Origin of the sequence: Blautia aquisgranensis (assembly GCF_040096615.1) — a bacterium.
In the GTDB taxonomy this organism is placed as follows: Bacteria; Bacillota; Clostridia; order Lachnospirales; family Lachnospiraceae; genus Blautia_A; species Blautia_A aquisgranensis.
Map to the genome: position 1 here is coordinate 66,551 of NZ_JBBMEJ010000002.1, position 18,237 is coordinate 84,787.

Consider the following 18,237-nt stretch of genomic DNA (forward strand, 5'->3'; position numbering starts at 1 on the left):
AAACCAAATTTGATTATTGACAATCAATAATGTGGGTGCTATAGTAAAAATATGGAAATTGATTGTGAATAACCAAAGGAGGAAGTGGCATTGAAGACTTCGGTTAAAGAGCTAAAAGCAAAAGAAATCTCAAAAGTTGAAGAGATTAGCTGGAATATTTCAAACAGGATAAGAGAATTTGGAAATGCTTCTATGTACGGTGGGTTTTGTTTAGCATATGTGGCCTATGTATCCTTAAAAAATAAGATAACAGATATAAACCAGTTAAAAGAATATGTGGAGCTGACTTTTTCACCAGAAAGAGTCAGTTTCATAAAAGAAAATATTGGAAATTTATGGAATGTTGCAATAGAAATTTCAGAAGAATATTCAGAAGCTGCACTTTTAGCGACTGTTTTATGGTGGCAATTACAGGGAAATCGTTTCATGGGAGAATGTGAAACACCGCAGAGTGTCATAAAGCTGGCAAATGAGATTCTTCAGATTTCAAATGATAAGGTGGCAGATTTTTGCAGCGGAATTGGTTCGTTTCTTGTGAGTGCCATAGAAAAGAGTCCAGAATCACAATTTTATGGTACAGAGATTGTGCGAGATGTAAAAGAAGTGTCAGCAATCCGTACAGAATTGATATCTGATCGGGTAAAAATTGAGCAAAAATCAGTTTTAAATATAAAGGATAATTTGATGTTTGATAAAATATTCTGTGATTATCCATGGGGAATAAAAGCAAAAGACAGCATTGGAAGTAACGAAGCATTACAAGCAATATATGATGAGATACCAGAAGTACAGAAGGTGGCAGCAGGAGACTGGATATTTATTATAAATGTCATGAATCACCTTAATAAAAATGGTAAGGCTGTTATTTCGGTAAGTAATGGAGTTACTTGGAATGGTGGAAATAATACAATCATTCGTGAAAAATTTATAAAACAAGGATTTGTGGAAGCAGTGATTGCTCTTCCGCAAAATTTATATTTAAATACAGGAATTGCATGTTCATTACTGGTGCTAAGCAGAAATAATAAAAATATAAGAATGATAGATGCAACAGAAATGGTATCGGTCGGACGGAGACAGAACATTCTTAGTGATGAAAATATTTCTGAGATTGTTGAATTGTTGAATACCGATGACAAAAATTCAAGACTGGTTTCTATTGAAGAGGTGGCGGAAAATGAATATGTTCTTAATCCTTCAAGATATCTTCAACAAGAAACAGTTGTAAAAAATGGTGTGCTTTTTGAAACTGTAATAAAGAATATAACAAGAGGAGCACAAATTAAAGCATCTGTTTTAGATGAAATTGTATCAGATAAACCGACGAACATGCAGTACTTGATGTTGGCAAATTTACAGGATGGAATCATTAGTGACGAACTTCCATATTTAAAGGGAATAGACTCTAAATATGAAAAATATTGTATAAAAAATGGAAGTCTGGTAATTTCCAAAAATGCATCGCCGGTGAAAATGGCGATTGCGTCTGTACAAGAAGGCAATAAGATTTTGGCAAATGGAAATCTCTATGTTATTGAACTGGATGAAGATAAGATAAATCCTTATTTCTTAAAAGCGTATCTGGAAAGCGAAAATGGGAAGGCGGCTTTATCCAGAGTCGCAGTAGGTGCTACCTTGTTAAATCTACCGGTGGAAGGATTAAAAAAGGTGATAATTCCGTTGCCGGATTTAGAAAGTCAGAAAAAAATTGCAGATCAATATTATGCGAAGCTAAGTGAGATTAAAGAATTAAAATACAAACTGGAAAAGGCAACAGAAGAACTGGAACATATTTATACGGAGGAAAAATAAATGAACGAGAATAATAAATTTGATGTAGTTGGAACCAATATAGCAGAAAAAGCGACGATGATCTGGAATGTAGCAGATATGCTTAGAGGACCATTCAAACCGCATGAATATGGTTTGATAATCTTACCAATGACAGTAGTAAAAAGATTTCATGACTGCCTATTGTCGACGCATAAAGCAGTACTTGAAAAGTATGAGGAAGTAAAGAAATTTGCAGTTATTGATGGATTTTTGACAACAGCCTCTCAGTATCAGTTTTATAATATCAGCAAATATACATTTGATTCATTGCTTGCTGATCCGGAAAATATCGAAGCAAATTTTAGAGATTATTTAAATGGATTTTCTGCAAATGTCCAGGATGTGTTATCGAAGTTTGATTTTGACAACATTATCCGCAGAATGGTAGAAAGCAATACATTATATCTGGTTATCAAAGAATTCAATTCCCAGAAAGGTTACCTGGGACCGGATAAAATCAGTGCTGTAGATTGTGGTTATATTTTTGAGGATCTGGTAAAGCGATTTTCAGAGTCTTTCGGTGAAGAAGCAGGAGCACATTTTACCAGTAGAGATATCATTTATTTGATGACAGACTTGCTTTTATCCGATGCGGATCTGAGTAAGGGGGGAAATGTAACTGTGTATGATATGGCAATGGGAACCTCTCAGATGCTTAGCTGTATGGAAGAAAGAATTCAGGAATTAAATACAGAGATTGGCGTTACCTGTTTTGGTCAGGAGTTCAATCCGTCCACTTTTGCGATTGCAAAAGCAGATATGATGATTCGGGGTGGTGATCCGAATAATATGAGGTTCGGTGATACTTTGTCAGAAGATCAGTTTAGTGGCTATCAGTTCCAGTATATCATTTCCAATCCGCCTTTTGGAATCGACTGGAAAAGAGAAAAGGCAGCAGTGGAAGCAGAAGCAAAGAAAGGTGATCTGGGAAGATTTGCACCGGGACTTCCGAAAATATCAGATGGTCAGCAGTTGTTTGTATTAAATGGTCTTTCAAAGCTTGCACCAAATGGGAAAATGGCAATTATTCAGAACGGTTCACCACTGTTTTCCGGAGATGCGGGAAGCGGACCGTCAGAAATCAGAAGATATATTCTTGAAAATGACTGGCTGGATGCAATCGTGCAATTAGGAACCGATATGTTTATGAATACAGGCATCAGTACCTATATCTGGATTTGTTCCAAGGATAAACCGTTGCATAGAACTGGAAAAGTGCAGTTGATAGATGCATCACATTGTTATGAAGCAAGAAGAAAAAGTATTGGAACAAAAAGAAATGATATTACGGATCAGTGTCGTGATTTGATTGTAAAGGCATATGGTGCATTTGAAAATGATGCTGTATATGGAGATAAGGAAGGTATTTATTGCCAGAGCAAAATATTCGATACAGAGGAATTTGGATACCAGAAGATTGTCGTAGAACAACCCCATAGAGATGAAAATGGAGAAATTGTAATAAAGAAAGGCAAGCCTGTGGCAGATATATCTCTGCGTGATACAGAAAATGTGCCACTGACAGAAGATATCAAGGAGTATTTTAAGAGAGAAGTATTACCATACGCACCGGAAGCATGGATTGATGAGAAGAAGACAAAAAAAGGATATGAGATTCCAATGACAAGATATTTCTATGAATATCAGGCACCAGAACCAGTGGAAGAAATCGCAGTGCGTCTGCATGAACTGGAACTGGAAATTCAGAGCAGTTTGGATACTTTGTTTGGGGGTGAATGATATGAGTAGAGAGATGAAAGATTCTGGGGTTGAATGGATTGGGGAGATACCGAAAAATTGGAATGTGCAACGTGTAAAAAATGCATTTGTTCGAAAAAAAGCAGAAGCACATCAAGAAAATCCTGTTGTTTTATCTCTTGCAAGGGCAGGAGTAAAAGTACGTGATTTATCAAAAAATGAAGGACAAATAGCAGAAAGCTATTACAATTATAATCTTGTAGAGTTTGGGGATTTGTTATTGAATCCAATGGATTTATACAGTGGTGCTAATTGTAGTATTTCAATGGTTGAAGGAGTTATTAGTCCAGCTTATATCAATCTTCGTGCAAAAAGTGGCTATAGTTCAAGATTCTATGATTATTACTTTAAAACACAGTACTGGTCAATGGCAATGTTTGCACATGGGAAAGGTGTTTCTTTTGAGAATAGATGGACCCTAGGAATTGAAGAATTGTTTAACTATAAAATTCCGGTACCGTTGGAGAACGAGCAAGATAAAATTGCAGATTTTTTAGATGGACAATGTGAGAAAATAAATTTAGCAATAGAAAAAGCTAAAGTATCTATCGAGGAATATCGAAATTTAAAACAGTCATTTATTACACAAATTGTAACAAAAGGGATCAATGAAAATGATACGATGAAGGAGAGCGGAATTGAGTGGATAGGTAAAATTCCGGCTTCATGGAAAGTAACACAACTACGACATTGTGCAAGTATAAGATCTGGGATTACATTGGGAAAAACATATTCAAAAGATACTGAATTAGTTGAAATGCCATATTTAAGAGTAGCAAATGTCCAGGATGGTTATGTAGATACGAATGATATTGCTGTTCTTCAAGTAAGTAAAGATGAAATAGAGAAATATAGCTTATCAGCTGGAGAAGTTCTTATGACAGAAGGAGGGGACAGGGATAAGCTGGGACGCGGTTGTGTATGGGATGGACGAATTACACCATGTTTGCATCAGAATCACATTTTTGCTGTTAAAGTAAAAGAGAAACTGTTAAATCCACATTATTTAGAATATTTAACGGCTTCATCTGTTGGACGTACTTATTTTGATGTTACTGCGGTGAAAACAACGAATCTTGCATGCACAAGTTCAAGTAAGGTGTTAGCATTCACAATTCCTTTGCCAAGTATAGATGAGCAGAATGAATTTGTAGATTATTTAAAAGAAAAATGTGGTTGTATTGAAAATGTTATTTTTAAGAAAGAGCAGTTTATAAGTGAACTGGAAAATTACAAAAAATCCCTGATTTACGAATATGTCACCGGGAAGAAGGAGGTGCCGGAAATTTGAGCATAGATGTTACCACAGAGAAACGTTTTGAATCGGATATTGAAGAATTTTTTTTGTCGCCAGCAGGTGGATATACACACAATCAAGATGCATATGATTCGCAGCTTGGTGTATACAAAGATACTTTGCTACGGTTTATTCAGAAAACACAACCGAAAGAATGGAAGCGTTTTTTGCTGCAAAACAAAGTGGATCCGGAGCGGAAATTTTGTCTTGCGTTCAATAATGCCTGTGATATGGATGGACTCATTTCTGTATTACGCCATGGCTTCAAGCACAGAGGAATTCCATTTAAAGTCTGCTATTTTAAACCGGAATCAGGTCTGAATCAGACGGCGATGTCTTTATACGAAGAGAATGAGATTACCTGTAATAGACAATGGTTTTATTCCAATGATACACACAATTCTGTGGATATGGTTCTGGCTGTGAATGGAATTCCGGTATTTGCATTGGAATTAAAGAATCAGTATACCGGACAGAACGTAGATCATGCAAAACGACAGTGGATGTATGATCGTGATCCAAGAGAAATTTGTTTTCAGTTCAATAAAAGAATTTTAGGGTATTTCTGCATTGATCAGTTGGAAGTCTGGATGACAACAAAGCTAGAGGGAAAAAATACATATTTTCTACCGTTCAATCAGGGATCAAATGGTGCCGGAAAGGATGGCGGAAAGGGAAATCCGGCAAACCCGAATGGCTATCCGACGGCGTACTTCTGGGAGTATGTATTTCAGAAAGATAGTATGATGGATATCATTCAGAAATTTATCCATTTGCAAATCAAAGAAGAAAAGAAACGGTTGCCGGATGACACAGAGCAGGTTACGAAAAAGAAAACACTGATATTTCCAAGATATCATCAGTTGGATGTGGTGCGTAAGTTAATTGCAGATGTACGGGAAGAAGGATCGGGGCACAATTATCTGATTCAGCACAGTGCCGGATCTGGAAAATCAAATTCGATTGCCTGGACAGCATATAGACTGGCATCCTTGCATGATGCCAATGATATATCTGTTTTCAGCAGTGTTATTGTAGTGACAGATCGAACTGTGCTAGATGCTCAGCTACAGGAAACGATTTCAGGATTTGACCATACGATAGGTGCAGTAGAGACGATTGATGATAAAAAGAATTCAAAAAATTTGAGAGATGCAATTAATAATGGTGCAAGAATTATTGTAACTACTTTGCAGAAATTTCCGGTGATTTATCAGGAAGTGGATAAGGTGGCCGGAAGAAACTTTGCGATCATTGTTGACGAAGCACATTCTTCACAGACTGGAAGTTCGGCAATGAAATTGAAGGCCACATTAGCAGATACAGAGGCAGCATTACGGGAATATGCAGAAATAGAGGGGAAAGCAGAAGATGAAATTGACAGAAATGATAAACTTGTTCAGGAAATGCTGACACATGGAAAGCATCCGAACTTATCATTTTTTGCATTTACAGCGACTCCGAAACCAGCGACATTAGAGATGTTTGGTAGCCAATGGACTGATGGAAGTTTTCATCCATTTCATATTTATAGTATGAGACAGGCGATTGAAGAAGGATTTATTTTGGATGTACTGCAGAACTACATGACATACAGTATTTGTTTCAAGATAGCAAAAGATACACCGGAAAATCCAGAGCTTCCGGAGAGCAGAGCAACAAAGATTATCAAAAAGTATGAGAAATTGCATCCATATAATATCAGCCAGAAATCACAAATTATTGTAGAAACTTTTCGGGAAACGACCAAAAATAAAATTGGAGGAAAAGGGAAGATGATGGTAGTTACAGACTCCAGACTGGCTGCAGTTCGATATTTCCATGAAATTAAACGGTATATTCAAGAACGGCATTATGCAGATATGGATATTTTAGCGGCATTTTCCGGCAGCGTGCAGGATGGTGACGAAGAATATACAGAGTCTGGACTAAATGTAAGAAAAGATGGAAGTCATATATCAGAAGGACAGACCAAGGAAGAGTTTCATGACAACTTTAATGTCCTTGTTGTTGCAGAAAAATATCAGACAGGATTTGATGAGCCTTTGCTACATACTATGATTGTGGACAAAAAATTGAAAAATGTAAAGGCTGTGCAGACATTATCACGTTTGAACCGCACCTGCCCTGGAAAAGTAGATACATTTGTGTTGGATTTCGCAAATAAGAAAGAGGATATTCTGGAAGCATTTCAACCATTTTATCAGGAGACAAGCCTTGAGCAGGAAGTAAATGTGGATTTGATTTACCAGACAGAAAAAGAACTTTTGGATTATGCGATTTATAATGAGCATGATATTAATGCTTTTATAAACGTATGGAATCATCCGGGAAAACAAGATGCAACTGCCATGGGAAAAATGACGAGTGTGTTGAAACCGATAGCAGACAGGTACAATTTGAAGAATCCGGAAGAACGATATCAATTCAGAAGACTGGTAAGAAAGCTGATCCGATGGTACAGCTATATCACACAGGTAGTTCGTATGTTTGATGAAGATATGCATAAGGAATACCTGTTTCTGAGTTACCTGATTGGACTGCTTCCAGAAGAAAAAGAAGAGCCAGTCGATCTGGATGGAAAATTGAAACTGGAATATTATAAGCTGCAGAAAACATTTGAAGGTGCGATAACACTGGATAAAATTGATGGTCAGTATGTTTCGTCCAAGAAGCAAGGAGTACAGGGGAACAGACAGAAAAGTACATTGGATGAAATATTGGACAAGATTAATGAAAAGTATAAAGGACAATTTTCAGAAGGTGATCGGGTAATGCTGGGTGCTTTACATGATAAATTGATTGAAGATGATAAACTGGCAAGCTCGGCTCGCACTTCTGATCCAAGAATATTCACGGAAAGTATTTTTCCATCAGCGTTTGGAAATGCAGCAATGGAAAGCTATATGGAGGCCCAGGACAGTTATGGATCACTGTTTGAGGACAAAAGCAAGTACGATGCTGTAATGAGTGCGTTAGCAGGGGTGATTTATAGGGAAATGCGGTCAAAAAAGACTGTGGATTACCGGAAAGTTGAACGAGATGAGCAGGTTCAAATGGTGGCGGAAGAACCGGTTAAATATGGGAAATAAAAAAGAAACTATGATGGTATGAAAAGGCAAGGGAGGGTTTTTATGTGGCTAGATAATGCGTCAGATATTGATATTTTATTTTATGAGCCGTATGCAAGAATAATTGCCGATATTGCAAAAAATGAACAATATAATCCATTGACAGTTGGTGTGTTTGGATTATGGGGTGCAGGAAAATCAACCTTATTGAAGTTAATAGGTGAAAAACTTAAGAGTCAGGATGGAATTATTTGTGTAACTATTAATGCATGGATGTTTGAATCATATGACGATGCTAAAACTGCAATTATGGAGGCTTTATTACAGGAACTTAAAGAGGAAGTTCCTGTAGAAGAAACTAAAAAGAAATTGGGCAAATTAATAAAAAGAGTTGACTGGTTTAAGTTAGGAACAAAAGCAATATCCACGCTTGCACCTGTAGTTGCAAGCGTGGCAACAGGAAATCCATTGCCTATGTTGTTAAATGTAACGGGAAGTGCTGAAGAAATTGGAAATACAGTCAAAAATGCAGCAAATTCCATACAGTCATTAAAAGATGAATATTGGAAAGAGGAAGATGCATCAAATGATGAAAGCACGATAAACAATATCAGGAAATTTAGAGAGGAATTTTCTGATGCATTGAAAAGTGACGATATTAAAAATGTAGTTGTAATGATAGATGATTTAGACAGATGTCGTCCAGAACGAATAATTGAAATATTGGAAGTAATTAAACTATTCTTGTCCGTTGACAGGACAACTTTTATTATTGCTGCAGATGAAAATGTTATAAAGTACTCTATCCGTGAAAAGTATCCACCAATGAATGGATTTGATGTAGAACTGGACAAAGAATACATTGAAAAAATTATTCAATTGCCAATATATATCCCGGAGTTATCGGCAAAGGATATACAAAATTATCTATTATTATTGGTCACACAAAGCTATTTGGAACAAGAGAGTTTTAAGCATCTAATAGATAAGATATTCGAAGAAAAAAGAACAATTTCTGGGGATGTAATTACGCTAGAAGAAATTAATAAGTCGATTGGTGAGTTAGGATTGAATTGGCAGGATGGAGGACAAACAGCTTTTAATGAGACGGCGAAAATTATTGATGAAATAAGAGAAATTGTTGCATCTACATTGAAAGGCAATCCACGCCAGGCAAAACGCTTTTTGAACACATTTATTACCAAACGCCAGTTGGCAAAAATTTATTATGGTGATGAAATTGATATTTCCATTTTAGCCAAATTATTAGTGTTGCAAAAGTTGGATAATGACTTGTTTATACAATTGAATGAATGGAATAAAGAATTTGATACTGAAAATAAAGAATTTAAGGAAATTCGAACAAAAGTGATGGAGGGAAATGTTGATGCTCAGAATCCGTGGAACACATCACAAATAAAAAAGTGGCTAGAATGCAAACCTGTTGAATTAGAAAAATATCGATTGGAAAAATATTTTTATTTGACAAGAGAAAATTTGAAAAGATCTAGTATTGACGAGTCTGGATTCAGTAAAAATACGAAAGAAATTTTGGAAAGAATTGGACGAGCTAAATCTGGTCAAATGGTGGCTATTATAAAAGATATGGAAAAGTTGAGAGCAGAAGAAATTGCGGATACATTTAAGGTTGTTGTATCAAAAATCGAAAAAGGTGAAATGAAATTTTTTGTTGTAAGAGATTTGTTTTTGAATTTTGATGCATATAAAGGAAAAATAGTGGATGCAATTGGAAAATCAACAGTTCCAATTAAAGCAGGTGATATGGCTGCATTAAGAACAATGTATAATAGTGATACGGGAAATATGAATACTGTATTAGAAACCATGGTAAAAAGAGGAACGTTAACAGACGAGCAGATTACAGAAATAAAAGAGCAGAGGAAAAGCTAATATGGGTACATCAAAAGGATATATAGCACCAACAACATCGCATTGGTCAACCGCAAAAAGAGCAGTGACGGCCTTTATAAATAATAGAGACTTTGATTCTAAAGCGAAAGCTGCTAGTAAATATGCTACAGCAATGAAAACAGATATGTCGACAGGTGGTAGTTTTCAATCGGCAGCTGCAAGAACTTTAGGCTTTGCACAAAAAGTTGCGTCTGGTGGGCTGGACAATGCTTTGCGTGAATATAATAGAGAGGATCTTATAGGGAAGCCGTCGGAAGTTGTTTGGACAGAATTACTGCATGAATTCACAAATTCTGGAGCATCTGTAGAAGATAATATGGCAGCAGACGCATTGTCACAGGCTATGGATAATTTGGAAATAGAAGATATTGCGGATATAGGGAATGTTTCAGTTGATATATTACTGAAGGAAATGTTGAAAGAATACATAAAAGAAAATTTTGATTTTAGATATGAAGAAAAAATATCCAAAGGGAAAACACCTGCACAAACATCTGCAATTTTAAATGATATGCATGAATATATAGAAAATAGTATTGACGGTGATTTGAACTTGGATAATTTGAAATCGGTTGATTTTTCTAACATGGGAACATCACAAATCGTGGAGGATGCATTAAGAGATGCCTTGTCTGTATTTGAAAAGTATTATGGGGAGGAGTAGAAATGCGGTTTTGGGTTGATAAGGAACAAGAGAAAAAGCCAGATGGCGAATGGAAAGATGCATATGTTTTTTCGATTAATCGAAAACAATATAGTACGATATTTACAAATATAACGAATAGCTGGTACCGGATGGACCAAATGCAGATTCCTGCAATATATGAGGATTTATTTATAATAGGTTTGAGTATTTTTGCTTTAGACAAAAGAGTATCCAGAAGAAGGTTTAAAAATTGTTGGACTAGAGATATAAATGTATCAATTCCGGTATTGGAATATGATAAATGGAAGGATACGGGCTTACAATGGGAAAAAATGCTTGGATTTTTAACGGGAGATCATTGGCATATTGTATTTAGAAAAAGCGAAGTAATATATAGCTATAGAGAGCATGCAAATAGGATTCATTTGAATGTTCAGGATTGTGATTGTGTATGTTTGTTTTCAGGAGGATTGGATTCTTTTTGTGGTGCAATTAGACTATTAGAAGAAGGGGGATCTCCTTGCCTGGTTGGACATAATGAATATCCTAAACTTGCAAAAAGACAGAATTTATTTGTCAGGACTTTTCAGGATCTTTATCCAGAACAATCTGTTAAATTTATTAGTTTTACAGCAAATTCCAGAGCTCCTATAAGTGAAAAAGAAGGAATATTAAAGGGGAGCGAAAATACTTCTCGTGGCAGGTCATTACTGTTTTTATGTGCAGCACTTAGCGTGGCTGGTATTTTAGGAGAAAATGTACCGGTTTATATTCCGGAAAATGGATTCATCGGACTCAATATTCCACTAACGGGAGGAAGAAAAGGGACTTGCAGTACAAGAACTACTCATCCATATTTTTTAAGACAATTTAATGGTATCTTAGAACAGGTAGGAATAAAGAATACTATTACTAATTTTTTTGCGTACAATACAAAGAGAGAGATTGTAGGACAAGTTAAAGATACAGATGCATTTAAAAGCTGTTATGCAGATACAATTTCATGCTCACATCCTTGTTTAGCAAGATATAATAAAAAGGGCTCTAAAGAATATCCTGTAAACTGCGGATACTGTTATCCGTGTTTGATACGCAAAAGTTCACTTTTGGACATAGATGAGATAAAAAAATATTCTTATCAGGGAGAAGCTTATGATTTTTTGATAGAATATGAAGAAAGTGAGAAGAGTGCAGATTTAAGAGCGGTGCTTGGAAGTATCTATCGTTGTAAACATTCTTCGGATAAAGAATTAAAAAGATATATTAGATGCGTAGGAGAATTAACAGAAGAGGAAGTTGAAAAATTTTTATCATTATACAAGAAAAGTATAGAGGATTTAGTACAACTTTTTTCCGCAGATCAGAGAATGAAGGAGTATCTGGGATTATGATTCAACACCTTATTGATACACACTTTCATCTGGATTATTACAAAGAGCATCAGAAAATATATGACGGAATAAATGAAAGAAAACAATATACATTGTGCATGACGAATTCGCCTGGAGTATATATATCCTGTAAACGCATATATCCGGAAACAAAATATTTGAAATTTGCACTTGGATTCCATCCACAGGATGTATCACTGAAAGATGCGGATTTTTATGATTTTATGCAATTGGTAAATACAACTAATTATGTAGGAGAAATAGGACTTGATTTTTCAAGACAAAGTTATATTTCGCGTAATAAACAATGTATGTATTTTGAGCAAATTGTAAGAGTGTGTGCAGAAAAGGATAAATTAATGTCTGTGCATCTTAGAAGAGCGGAGGAAGAAGCAATATCTATTTTGAAAAAATATCGTCCTCGTAGGTGCATTATTCATTGGTTTAATGGAAACGGAGAGCAATTGCAACAATTAGTGGATATAGGATGTTATTTTTCACTTAATTCTAACATGGTAACAAATGAAAAGAATAAAGAAAAATTGTATTTGATACCAAAAACAAGAGTATTAATTGAAAGTGATGGACCGTTTACAAAAATTGATGGAAAAAAGTACACATTTAACAACTTAATAAAAATATACGAGTTAGTTGCACGATATTATAATGAACCAGACATTATTAAGATGGTTTATGCTAATTTTCGAGATATTCTTTCAAAATAGTGTTAATTGCAAAGTTAGAGGGTGATTTTATGGCAATACGATCAGTAGAATATCTGCAAAGCCTTGTCCGGGAACTTGCAAAACTTCCGGATGAGACTGAGTGGGTAGAATTTAAATGTAATAATAAACAGCCACAGATGATTGGTGAATATATTTCTGCTTTGAGCAATTCAGCAGCATTATGCGAACGACCAAAAGCATATCTTGTTTGGGGTGTGGATGATGCAACGCACAAAATTGTAGGCACTGAATTTCAGTATCGCAAAATGAAAAAGGGAAATGAGGAATTGGAAGCATGGCTTTCCAGGATGCTTTCACCAAGAATTAATTTCCGATTTTTTGAGGTTCCGATGGATGAAGGAATGGTTGTGCTGATGGAGATTCCTTGTGCAGAAAAACAGCCGGTACAGTTCGCTGGTGGGGAATATATAAGAATTGGAACAAATAAAAAGAACTTAAAAGAGTATCCGGATAAAGAAAGAGAATTGTGGAGAACATTTGATTCCACACCATATGAATTGCGAATTGCGATGGGAAATCTGAATGAGGATGAAATGGTGTCATTACTGGATTATTCTAAATATTATGACAAACTTGAAATGCCGATTCCGAGAAATCGAGATAAGGTACTAGAAGACCTGCAACATGAAAAATTTATTATGAAAAATGACGCTGGGACATGGGATATCACGAATATGGGTGCTTTGATGATTGCAAAAGATTTGAAAAAATTCGAATCTTTGCATAGGAGATCGGTTCGAGTTATTTGGTACAAGGAAAATTCCAGATTGGATGCTATAAGAGAAAAGGAATTTTGTGCAGGTTATGCATTTTCACATGAAGAAATCGTGCAGTATATTATGACAATTATTCCGCAAGAAGAAGTCATTGTGGAAGCTACGAGAAAATCTGTTGTCAGTTTTCCAGAAATCGCTATCCGTGAGTTGCTGGCAAATGCTATGATACATCAGGATCTTCAGCAAAGGGGAACGAATCCAATGGTGGAGGTGTTTAAAAATCGAATCGAGTTTTCAAATGCCGGAGCACCATTGGTGGCAATCGAAAGAATTGTAGATTCGGTGCCAGTATCCAGAAATGAAAACATTGCCGGATTTATGCACAAATGTGGTATTTGTGAGGAGCGTGGCAGTGGTTATGATAAGATTGTTGAAGCAACCGGTAAAAATGAGCTGCTTGCTCCGAGAATTGAAAATCAGAATAATCAATTCACAAAAGCAATATTGTTTGCAAAAGTACCATTTGAATTAACTACCAAAGAAGATCGGATGCGGACTTGCTATATGCAGGCGTGTCTAGCATATGTCAATTTTGAAGGTATTTCTAATTCAGATATTCGAAAAATATTTGGTCTGGGAGAAAAAGAGAAGGCCAAGGCATCAAGACTTCTTACCAGTGCTGTCGAAGGTGGATATATTAAAGTAATGGACCCGGATACAGCACCAAGATATAAAAAGTACATTCCATATTGGGCATAATTTAAGTTTCGCTAAGTTTCACCTATATAAGCATGTGAGAGAATCTTAATAGAAAAATATGCAAAAAAGGCACTGAAAACAATGGATTATCGGTTTTTCAGTGCCTTTTCCTTGAGTAAAAAGAAAAAAATATAATAAATTTAAGTTTTGCTAAGTTTCACTAAGCTCTACTCGCTTGATTTCCGCCACTGTTTCGACGGTTCCCGTTTACCACAATCATCACAGGTCTGTGGCCAGTTGATTTTCCATTCAAAATATTCATCTCTGGTAATCGCACCAGATGTCAGTTCTTCTTTTCTAAGTGTCCATTCTTTTAGAAAATCATTGAGAATCCCATAATTAAACCACATACCAATAGGCGGATGAGCAGGCCAACTATCAGAATCATGGTAGCGGATAGCGGTATCGCCACTGGAATTTGATTTTTCGCTTGGATAAGTCTCTAATTGAAAGAGATTAATCATGCCAGGATTAAATTCGTCAATCCAGAACAGGATTTCCATCAGTTCAGAAGCATTCATCGTAGTTGGCTCATGCAGTGTCAGTGGATTCACATCCAAAATCTTAGCCATTTCAGTAACCAGATCTTTACGGGGAACCCGGTAATTAGTTTCATATTGGGCAAGGCGGTTTGCACCTTTATCGCCCCAGCCAAGAGCTGCACCGAGTTCTGCCTGTGTCATATTCCGGAATGTCCGGATTTTTTTTATTTTATCACCAATTGTCATATCAGATTTCCTGCTTTCTATTTGATAATTCCATTTTACTATCAAAATCTCAGAATGTAAACAGAAACATTCGCAACTAAGCGAATAAAATGCTTGACATTAACATTAAAGCGAACTATAATAACAGAACAGTAAAGTTCGCATTAAAGCGAAAGTAAAAGCTGAAATGTAAATATTTTGTGAATTATCGCAAAAGCAGGTTGGTAAATCGCTTCTGTCAGGCTTTATTAGTGAAAGGATTTTTTAAAATTCCAAAAATCGAATAACATTTTACCCTCGCAGGGCTGTATAGATGAGGGGATATTTAAAATCCTTCTTGTACCTTGAAAATTGAATGAGCTGTACACCATATTTTCCTTTATAGAAAATGTAGCTAACACAGATGCCAAGATCCATAGCTTTTTATGGGGAGCGTTGAAGATACTCCGGAAACGGTCGGTATGTTTGGAAAGAAGCTGCTGACATTCAGAATAATTCTGATAGAGGTTGATTGTAACATTGACAGCAGGTGTATGAATGGAAGCCAACACGCCGAACGGAATGGAAAATCATCGTAAGAAGTCTAAACAAAAAGTAGAGTGTACTGACAACGGGCATAACCGCTGTCTGGGAGGTGATGCAGAAGAATACGAAGGAAAGGAGGTATGTGCATCATGAGAAAAACAACAGAGTATAAGGCTGAGAACCGTCTGACGGTAGATATTGAAGGATTAATGGCAATGTTATCCTGCGGAGAAGTAACTGCAAAGAAAATTGCAGATTATGCAGAAGCAAGAGTGATTATTGGAAGACGTGTTCTTTATAACGTGGATAAGATAAAAAAATATCTTGATGCAATGGCAGTGTAATGAAAGATGAGAAGATAAAATACAACAACTTTCCTTCGGAATGAAAAGTAAAAAAGGGAAAATATTCCTGTAAAACAGGCAAATAAAAATTAGCATTTTGCAGGAATTTACCCTTGGAAATCATAAAATATTATGTTAATCTGTGAGCAGATATCAGACAGTAAATGACTGATACCGACAGGACAAAAATCATTCCGAATAACGAAAAATGAAGTGAAAGGAATGATGATATGGCAAGAAAAGATAATAAAGGCAGAAATTTAAAAACAGGTGAATACCAGCGTCCGGATGGACGTTATGAGTATCGCTACAAGGATGAAATTACCGGAAAGCGTAATTCGGTTTATGCAGCTGATCTGGCGAGTCTGCGAGAAATGGAAAAGAAGATCAATAAGGATATGGATGATCTGCTTATTACAGACGCCTCAGTCAAGAAGCTGACCGTAAATACGTTGTTTGAGCGATACATGGCAACAAAGAATATCAAGGAAAGAACGAAAAAGAATTATATTCGTATGTGGGACTATCGGATACGAAATACTTTGGGAAACATTCGTGTTGTGGATTTTAAGACATCTCACATAAGGACGTTCTTTTCCGCATTGTCAGATGAAGGACTGGCACACAGTACAATCAAAGGCCTTTATGGCTTATTGAATCCCAGTTTTGAACTGGCAGTGGAAGATGGGATTATCCGTAAGAATCCGGTAACTGGAACACTTGGAGATTATGGGGCTCCGGCAAAAGAGAAAGAAGCACTGACATTGGAACAGCAGGAAAAACTTCTGAAGTTTGTTGAACAGAGTAATGTGTATAAGCCTCATCTTCCAATGATGCAGGTTATGTTTGGGGCTTGCCTGAGAGTGAGTGAAACCATTGGATTAACCTGGTCAGATGTGGATATGAAGAATCGGGAGATCCATGTAGGTGGACAGCTTGTATATTATGAAGGTGATGAAGGATATTGTTTTCATGATTCAGAAACCAAAACGGATGCAGGAATCAGAGACATTCCTATGACACAGATGGTATATGATGCGTTCCGTAAACAGAGAGAGCTGAACTTGATGCTTGGTTTGCAGAGTAATGTAGAGATCGGTGGACGCAGTGGATTCATCTTCAATACAAAGCATGGACGTCCAATCATGCCGGCGGGAGTGAACAGCTTTCTGAAAAATATTGTCAATGCCTATAATAAGAAAGAAAGCAAACTGGCAGAAGAAGAGAAGCGAGAGCCGGAACTGATGCCTCCCATTTCATCGCATACTCTTCGTCATACGGGATGTACCAGACTGGGTGAGAACAATGTCAATCCCAAAGTTATGCAGTATGTGATGGGCCATTCAGATGCACAGATCACAATGAATGTCTACAATCATATTGCAGAGAAGTCTCATGTGGAGAACGAGATGTCTAAAATGAACTTGCCAGAAACCGTACCTGCTGTGGTATAAACCATAAGTCGTTGTCGTAAAATGTGGTAAGAAAATCAGACGAATATATTTTTCCAAGAATTTGTGGTAAAAATGTGGTCAAATCAAGAAAAACGAGTGCGAAAGCAAGTGAAAAATCCCTGTGAAGCCCGTAAAATCAAGGCTTCACAAAATCTTCACAAAATAATTAGCACTCGCCTCTTGACAGTGCTAATAATGCGTGTTATAGTACATACAGAACAAAGGAAGAGAGAAAAGAGAAATCTTCCGGAGAAAGTTCGTACAGAATTTTCAGATGTTTTCTGAAACAGTAAATTAAAAATGGTTGCGTAGCACGCAGCGAATATAGATCAGGAGGAATGAGTTATGTTAATACCAAGTATTTTCGGAGAAGATTTATTTGATGATTTTATGGGATATCCTGCAGGCCGTCAGGCAGCTGCCAATGCTTATCCTCAGGTGAAGGATATGATGAAGACAGATATCCGTGATGTAGATGGCAATTATGAACTGGAGATCGATCTTCCGGGATTTAAGAAGGAGGATGTGAAGATCCAGCTGAAGAATGGTTATCTGAACATTCAGGCCACCAGGGAAGAGAAGAAGGACGAGAAGGATGATAAAGGTAAATATGTTCGCAGAGAACGTTATACAGGAACCTGCAACAGAAGCTTTTATGTAGGCTCGAGCATTAAGCATGAAGATATCCATGCGAAATATGAGAACGGAATCCTTTATGTAACCTTCCCGAAGGAAGAGACCAAGAAAGAAGCAGAAGAGAAGAAATTTGTTTCTATTGATTGATCGGCATTTACTTTGAAGCCAATATCCGGAACAACCCAAACGGATATTGCAGAGATAACCAGATAATGGCTGGTTGACCGAATGCGGATGATTTTATCCGCCTGACTTAAAACTCCAAATTGCACATTGCATTTGTTTATATAAATGAATATAACCCCCTTTTTTTCCACCCCTCTGTCAATGCCCGGCAGAGGGGTTCTTTATGTTTCAGCCTGAAGTACAGAGGTGAATTCTGATTAACTTTACACTACATCCTCACTCTGTTATACTTGGAA

14 protein-coding genes are annotated in these 18,237 nt (G+C 36.5%); 13 read left to right on the plus strand and 1 reads right to left on the minus strand.

What is annotated here, in order from left to right; all coding sequences use genetic code 11:
- Positions 1-84 precede the first annotated feature (84 nt).
- From WMO28_RS02275 to WMO28_RS02315, 9 genes are read left to right on the plus strand one after another with little or no spacing between them, the layout of a single operon-like run.
- Positions 85-1,812 (plus strand): N-6 DNA methylase, encoded by a 1,728-nt coding sequence (locus WMO28_RS02275; RefSeq protein WP_242856270.1) that lies wholly within the window; start codon positions 85-87, stop codon positions 1,810-1,812.
- Positions 1,813-3,573 (plus strand): type I restriction-modification system subunit M, encoded by a 1,761-nt coding sequence (locus WMO28_RS02280; RefSeq protein WP_147631021.1) that lies wholly within the window; start codon positions 1,813-1,815, stop codon positions 3,571-3,573.
- Position 3,574: 1 nt separating this feature from the next.
- Positions 3,575-4,882 carry a restriction endonuclease subunit S gene (locus WMO28_RS02285; protein WP_349055946.1) on the plus strand — a complete coding sequence of 436 codons (1,308 nt, stop codon included), beginning with the start codon at positions 3,575-3,577 and terminating at the stop codon, positions 4,880-4,882.
- Complete coding sequence (locus tag WMO28_RS02290) at positions 4,879-7,980, plus strand: type I restriction endonuclease subunit R (RefSeq protein ID WP_070100829.1); 3,102 nt, start codon at positions 4,879-4,881, stop codon at positions 7,978-7,980. The genes WMO28_RS02285 and WMO28_RS02290 overlap by 4 nt, the downstream gene beginning before the upstream one ends.
- 42 nt (positions 7,981-8,022) lie before the next feature.
- A complete protein-coding gene (locus tag WMO28_RS02295; protein ID WP_195601506.1) occupies positions 8,023-9,870 on the plus strand; it encodes a KAP family P-loop NTPase fold protein in 1,848 nt (615 codons plus the stop codon).
- 1 nt (position 9,871) lies between these two features.
- Positions 9,872-10,555 (plus strand): Qat anti-phage system associated protein QatB, encoded by a 684-nt coding sequence (locus tag WMO28_RS02300; protein ID WP_055220276.1) that lies wholly within the window; start codon positions 9,872-9,874, stop codon positions 10,553-10,555.
- A 2-nt stretch (positions 10,556-10,557) separates the two neighbouring features.
- A complete protein-coding gene (qatC, locus tag WMO28_RS02305) occupies positions 10,558-11,928 on the plus strand; it encodes a Qat anti-phage system QueC-like protein QatC (protein ID WP_055220279.1) in 1,371 nt (456 codons plus the stop codon).
- Positions 11,925-12,653 (plus strand): TatD family hydrolase, encoded by a 729-nt coding sequence (locus WMO28_RS02310; protein ID WP_055220281.1) that lies wholly within the window; start codon positions 11,925-11,927, stop codon positions 12,651-12,653. Before qatC ends, WMO28_RS02310 begins: the two co-directional genes overlap by 4 nt.
- 29 nt (positions 12,654-12,682) lie before the next feature.
- Positions 12,683-14,149, plus strand: a complete 1,467-nt coding sequence (locus WMO28_RS02315; protein WP_055220284.1) for an RNA-binding domain-containing protein — start codon at positions 12,683-12,685, stop codon at positions 14,147-14,149.
- Positions 14,150-14,316: 167 nt separating this feature from the next.
- Here WMO28_RS02315 and WMO28_RS02320 read toward each other — a convergent pair whose 3' ends face one another.
- On the minus strand, positions 14,317-14,877 hold the full coding sequence (locus WMO28_RS02320) for a helix-turn-helix domain-containing protein (protein ID WP_055220286.1): 561 nt from the start codon (positions 14,875-14,877) through the stop codon (positions 14,317-14,319).
- 516 nt (positions 14,878-15,393) lie between these two features.
- Between WMO28_RS02320 and WMO28_RS02325 the strand changes: the two genes are divergently transcribed.
- The 4 genes from WMO28_RS02325 to WMO28_RS02340 all read left to right on the plus strand — a co-directional run bounded on the left by WMO28_RS02325 (position 15,394) and on the right by WMO28_RS02340 (position 17,962).
- Complete coding sequence (locus WMO28_RS02325) at positions 15,394-15,534, plus strand: hypothetical protein (protein WP_156339411.1); 141 nt, start codon at positions 15,394-15,396, stop codon at positions 15,532-15,534.
- The gene (locus WMO28_RS02330) at positions 15,531-15,725 is read left to right on the plus strand and encodes a hypothetical protein (protein ID WP_026649299.1); all 195 of its coding nucleotides are present in this window, start codon (positions 15,531-15,533) and stop codon (positions 15,723-15,725) included. Before WMO28_RS02325 ends, WMO28_RS02330 begins: the two co-directional genes overlap by 4 nt.
- A gap of 230 nt (positions 15,726-15,955) precedes the next feature.
- Positions 15,956-17,179, plus strand: a complete 1,224-nt coding sequence (locus tag WMO28_RS02335; RefSeq protein ID WP_055220288.1) for a tyrosine-type recombinase/integrase — start codon at positions 15,956-15,958, stop codon at positions 17,177-17,179.
- A 345-nt stretch (positions 17,180-17,524) separates the two neighbouring features.
- The gene (locus tag WMO28_RS02340; protein ID WP_349055947.1) at positions 17,525-17,962 is read left to right on the plus strand and encodes an Hsp20/alpha crystallin family protein; all 438 of its coding nucleotides are present in this window, start codon (positions 17,525-17,527) and stop codon (positions 17,960-17,962) included.
- Positions 17,963-18,237: the final 275 nt, after the last annotated feature.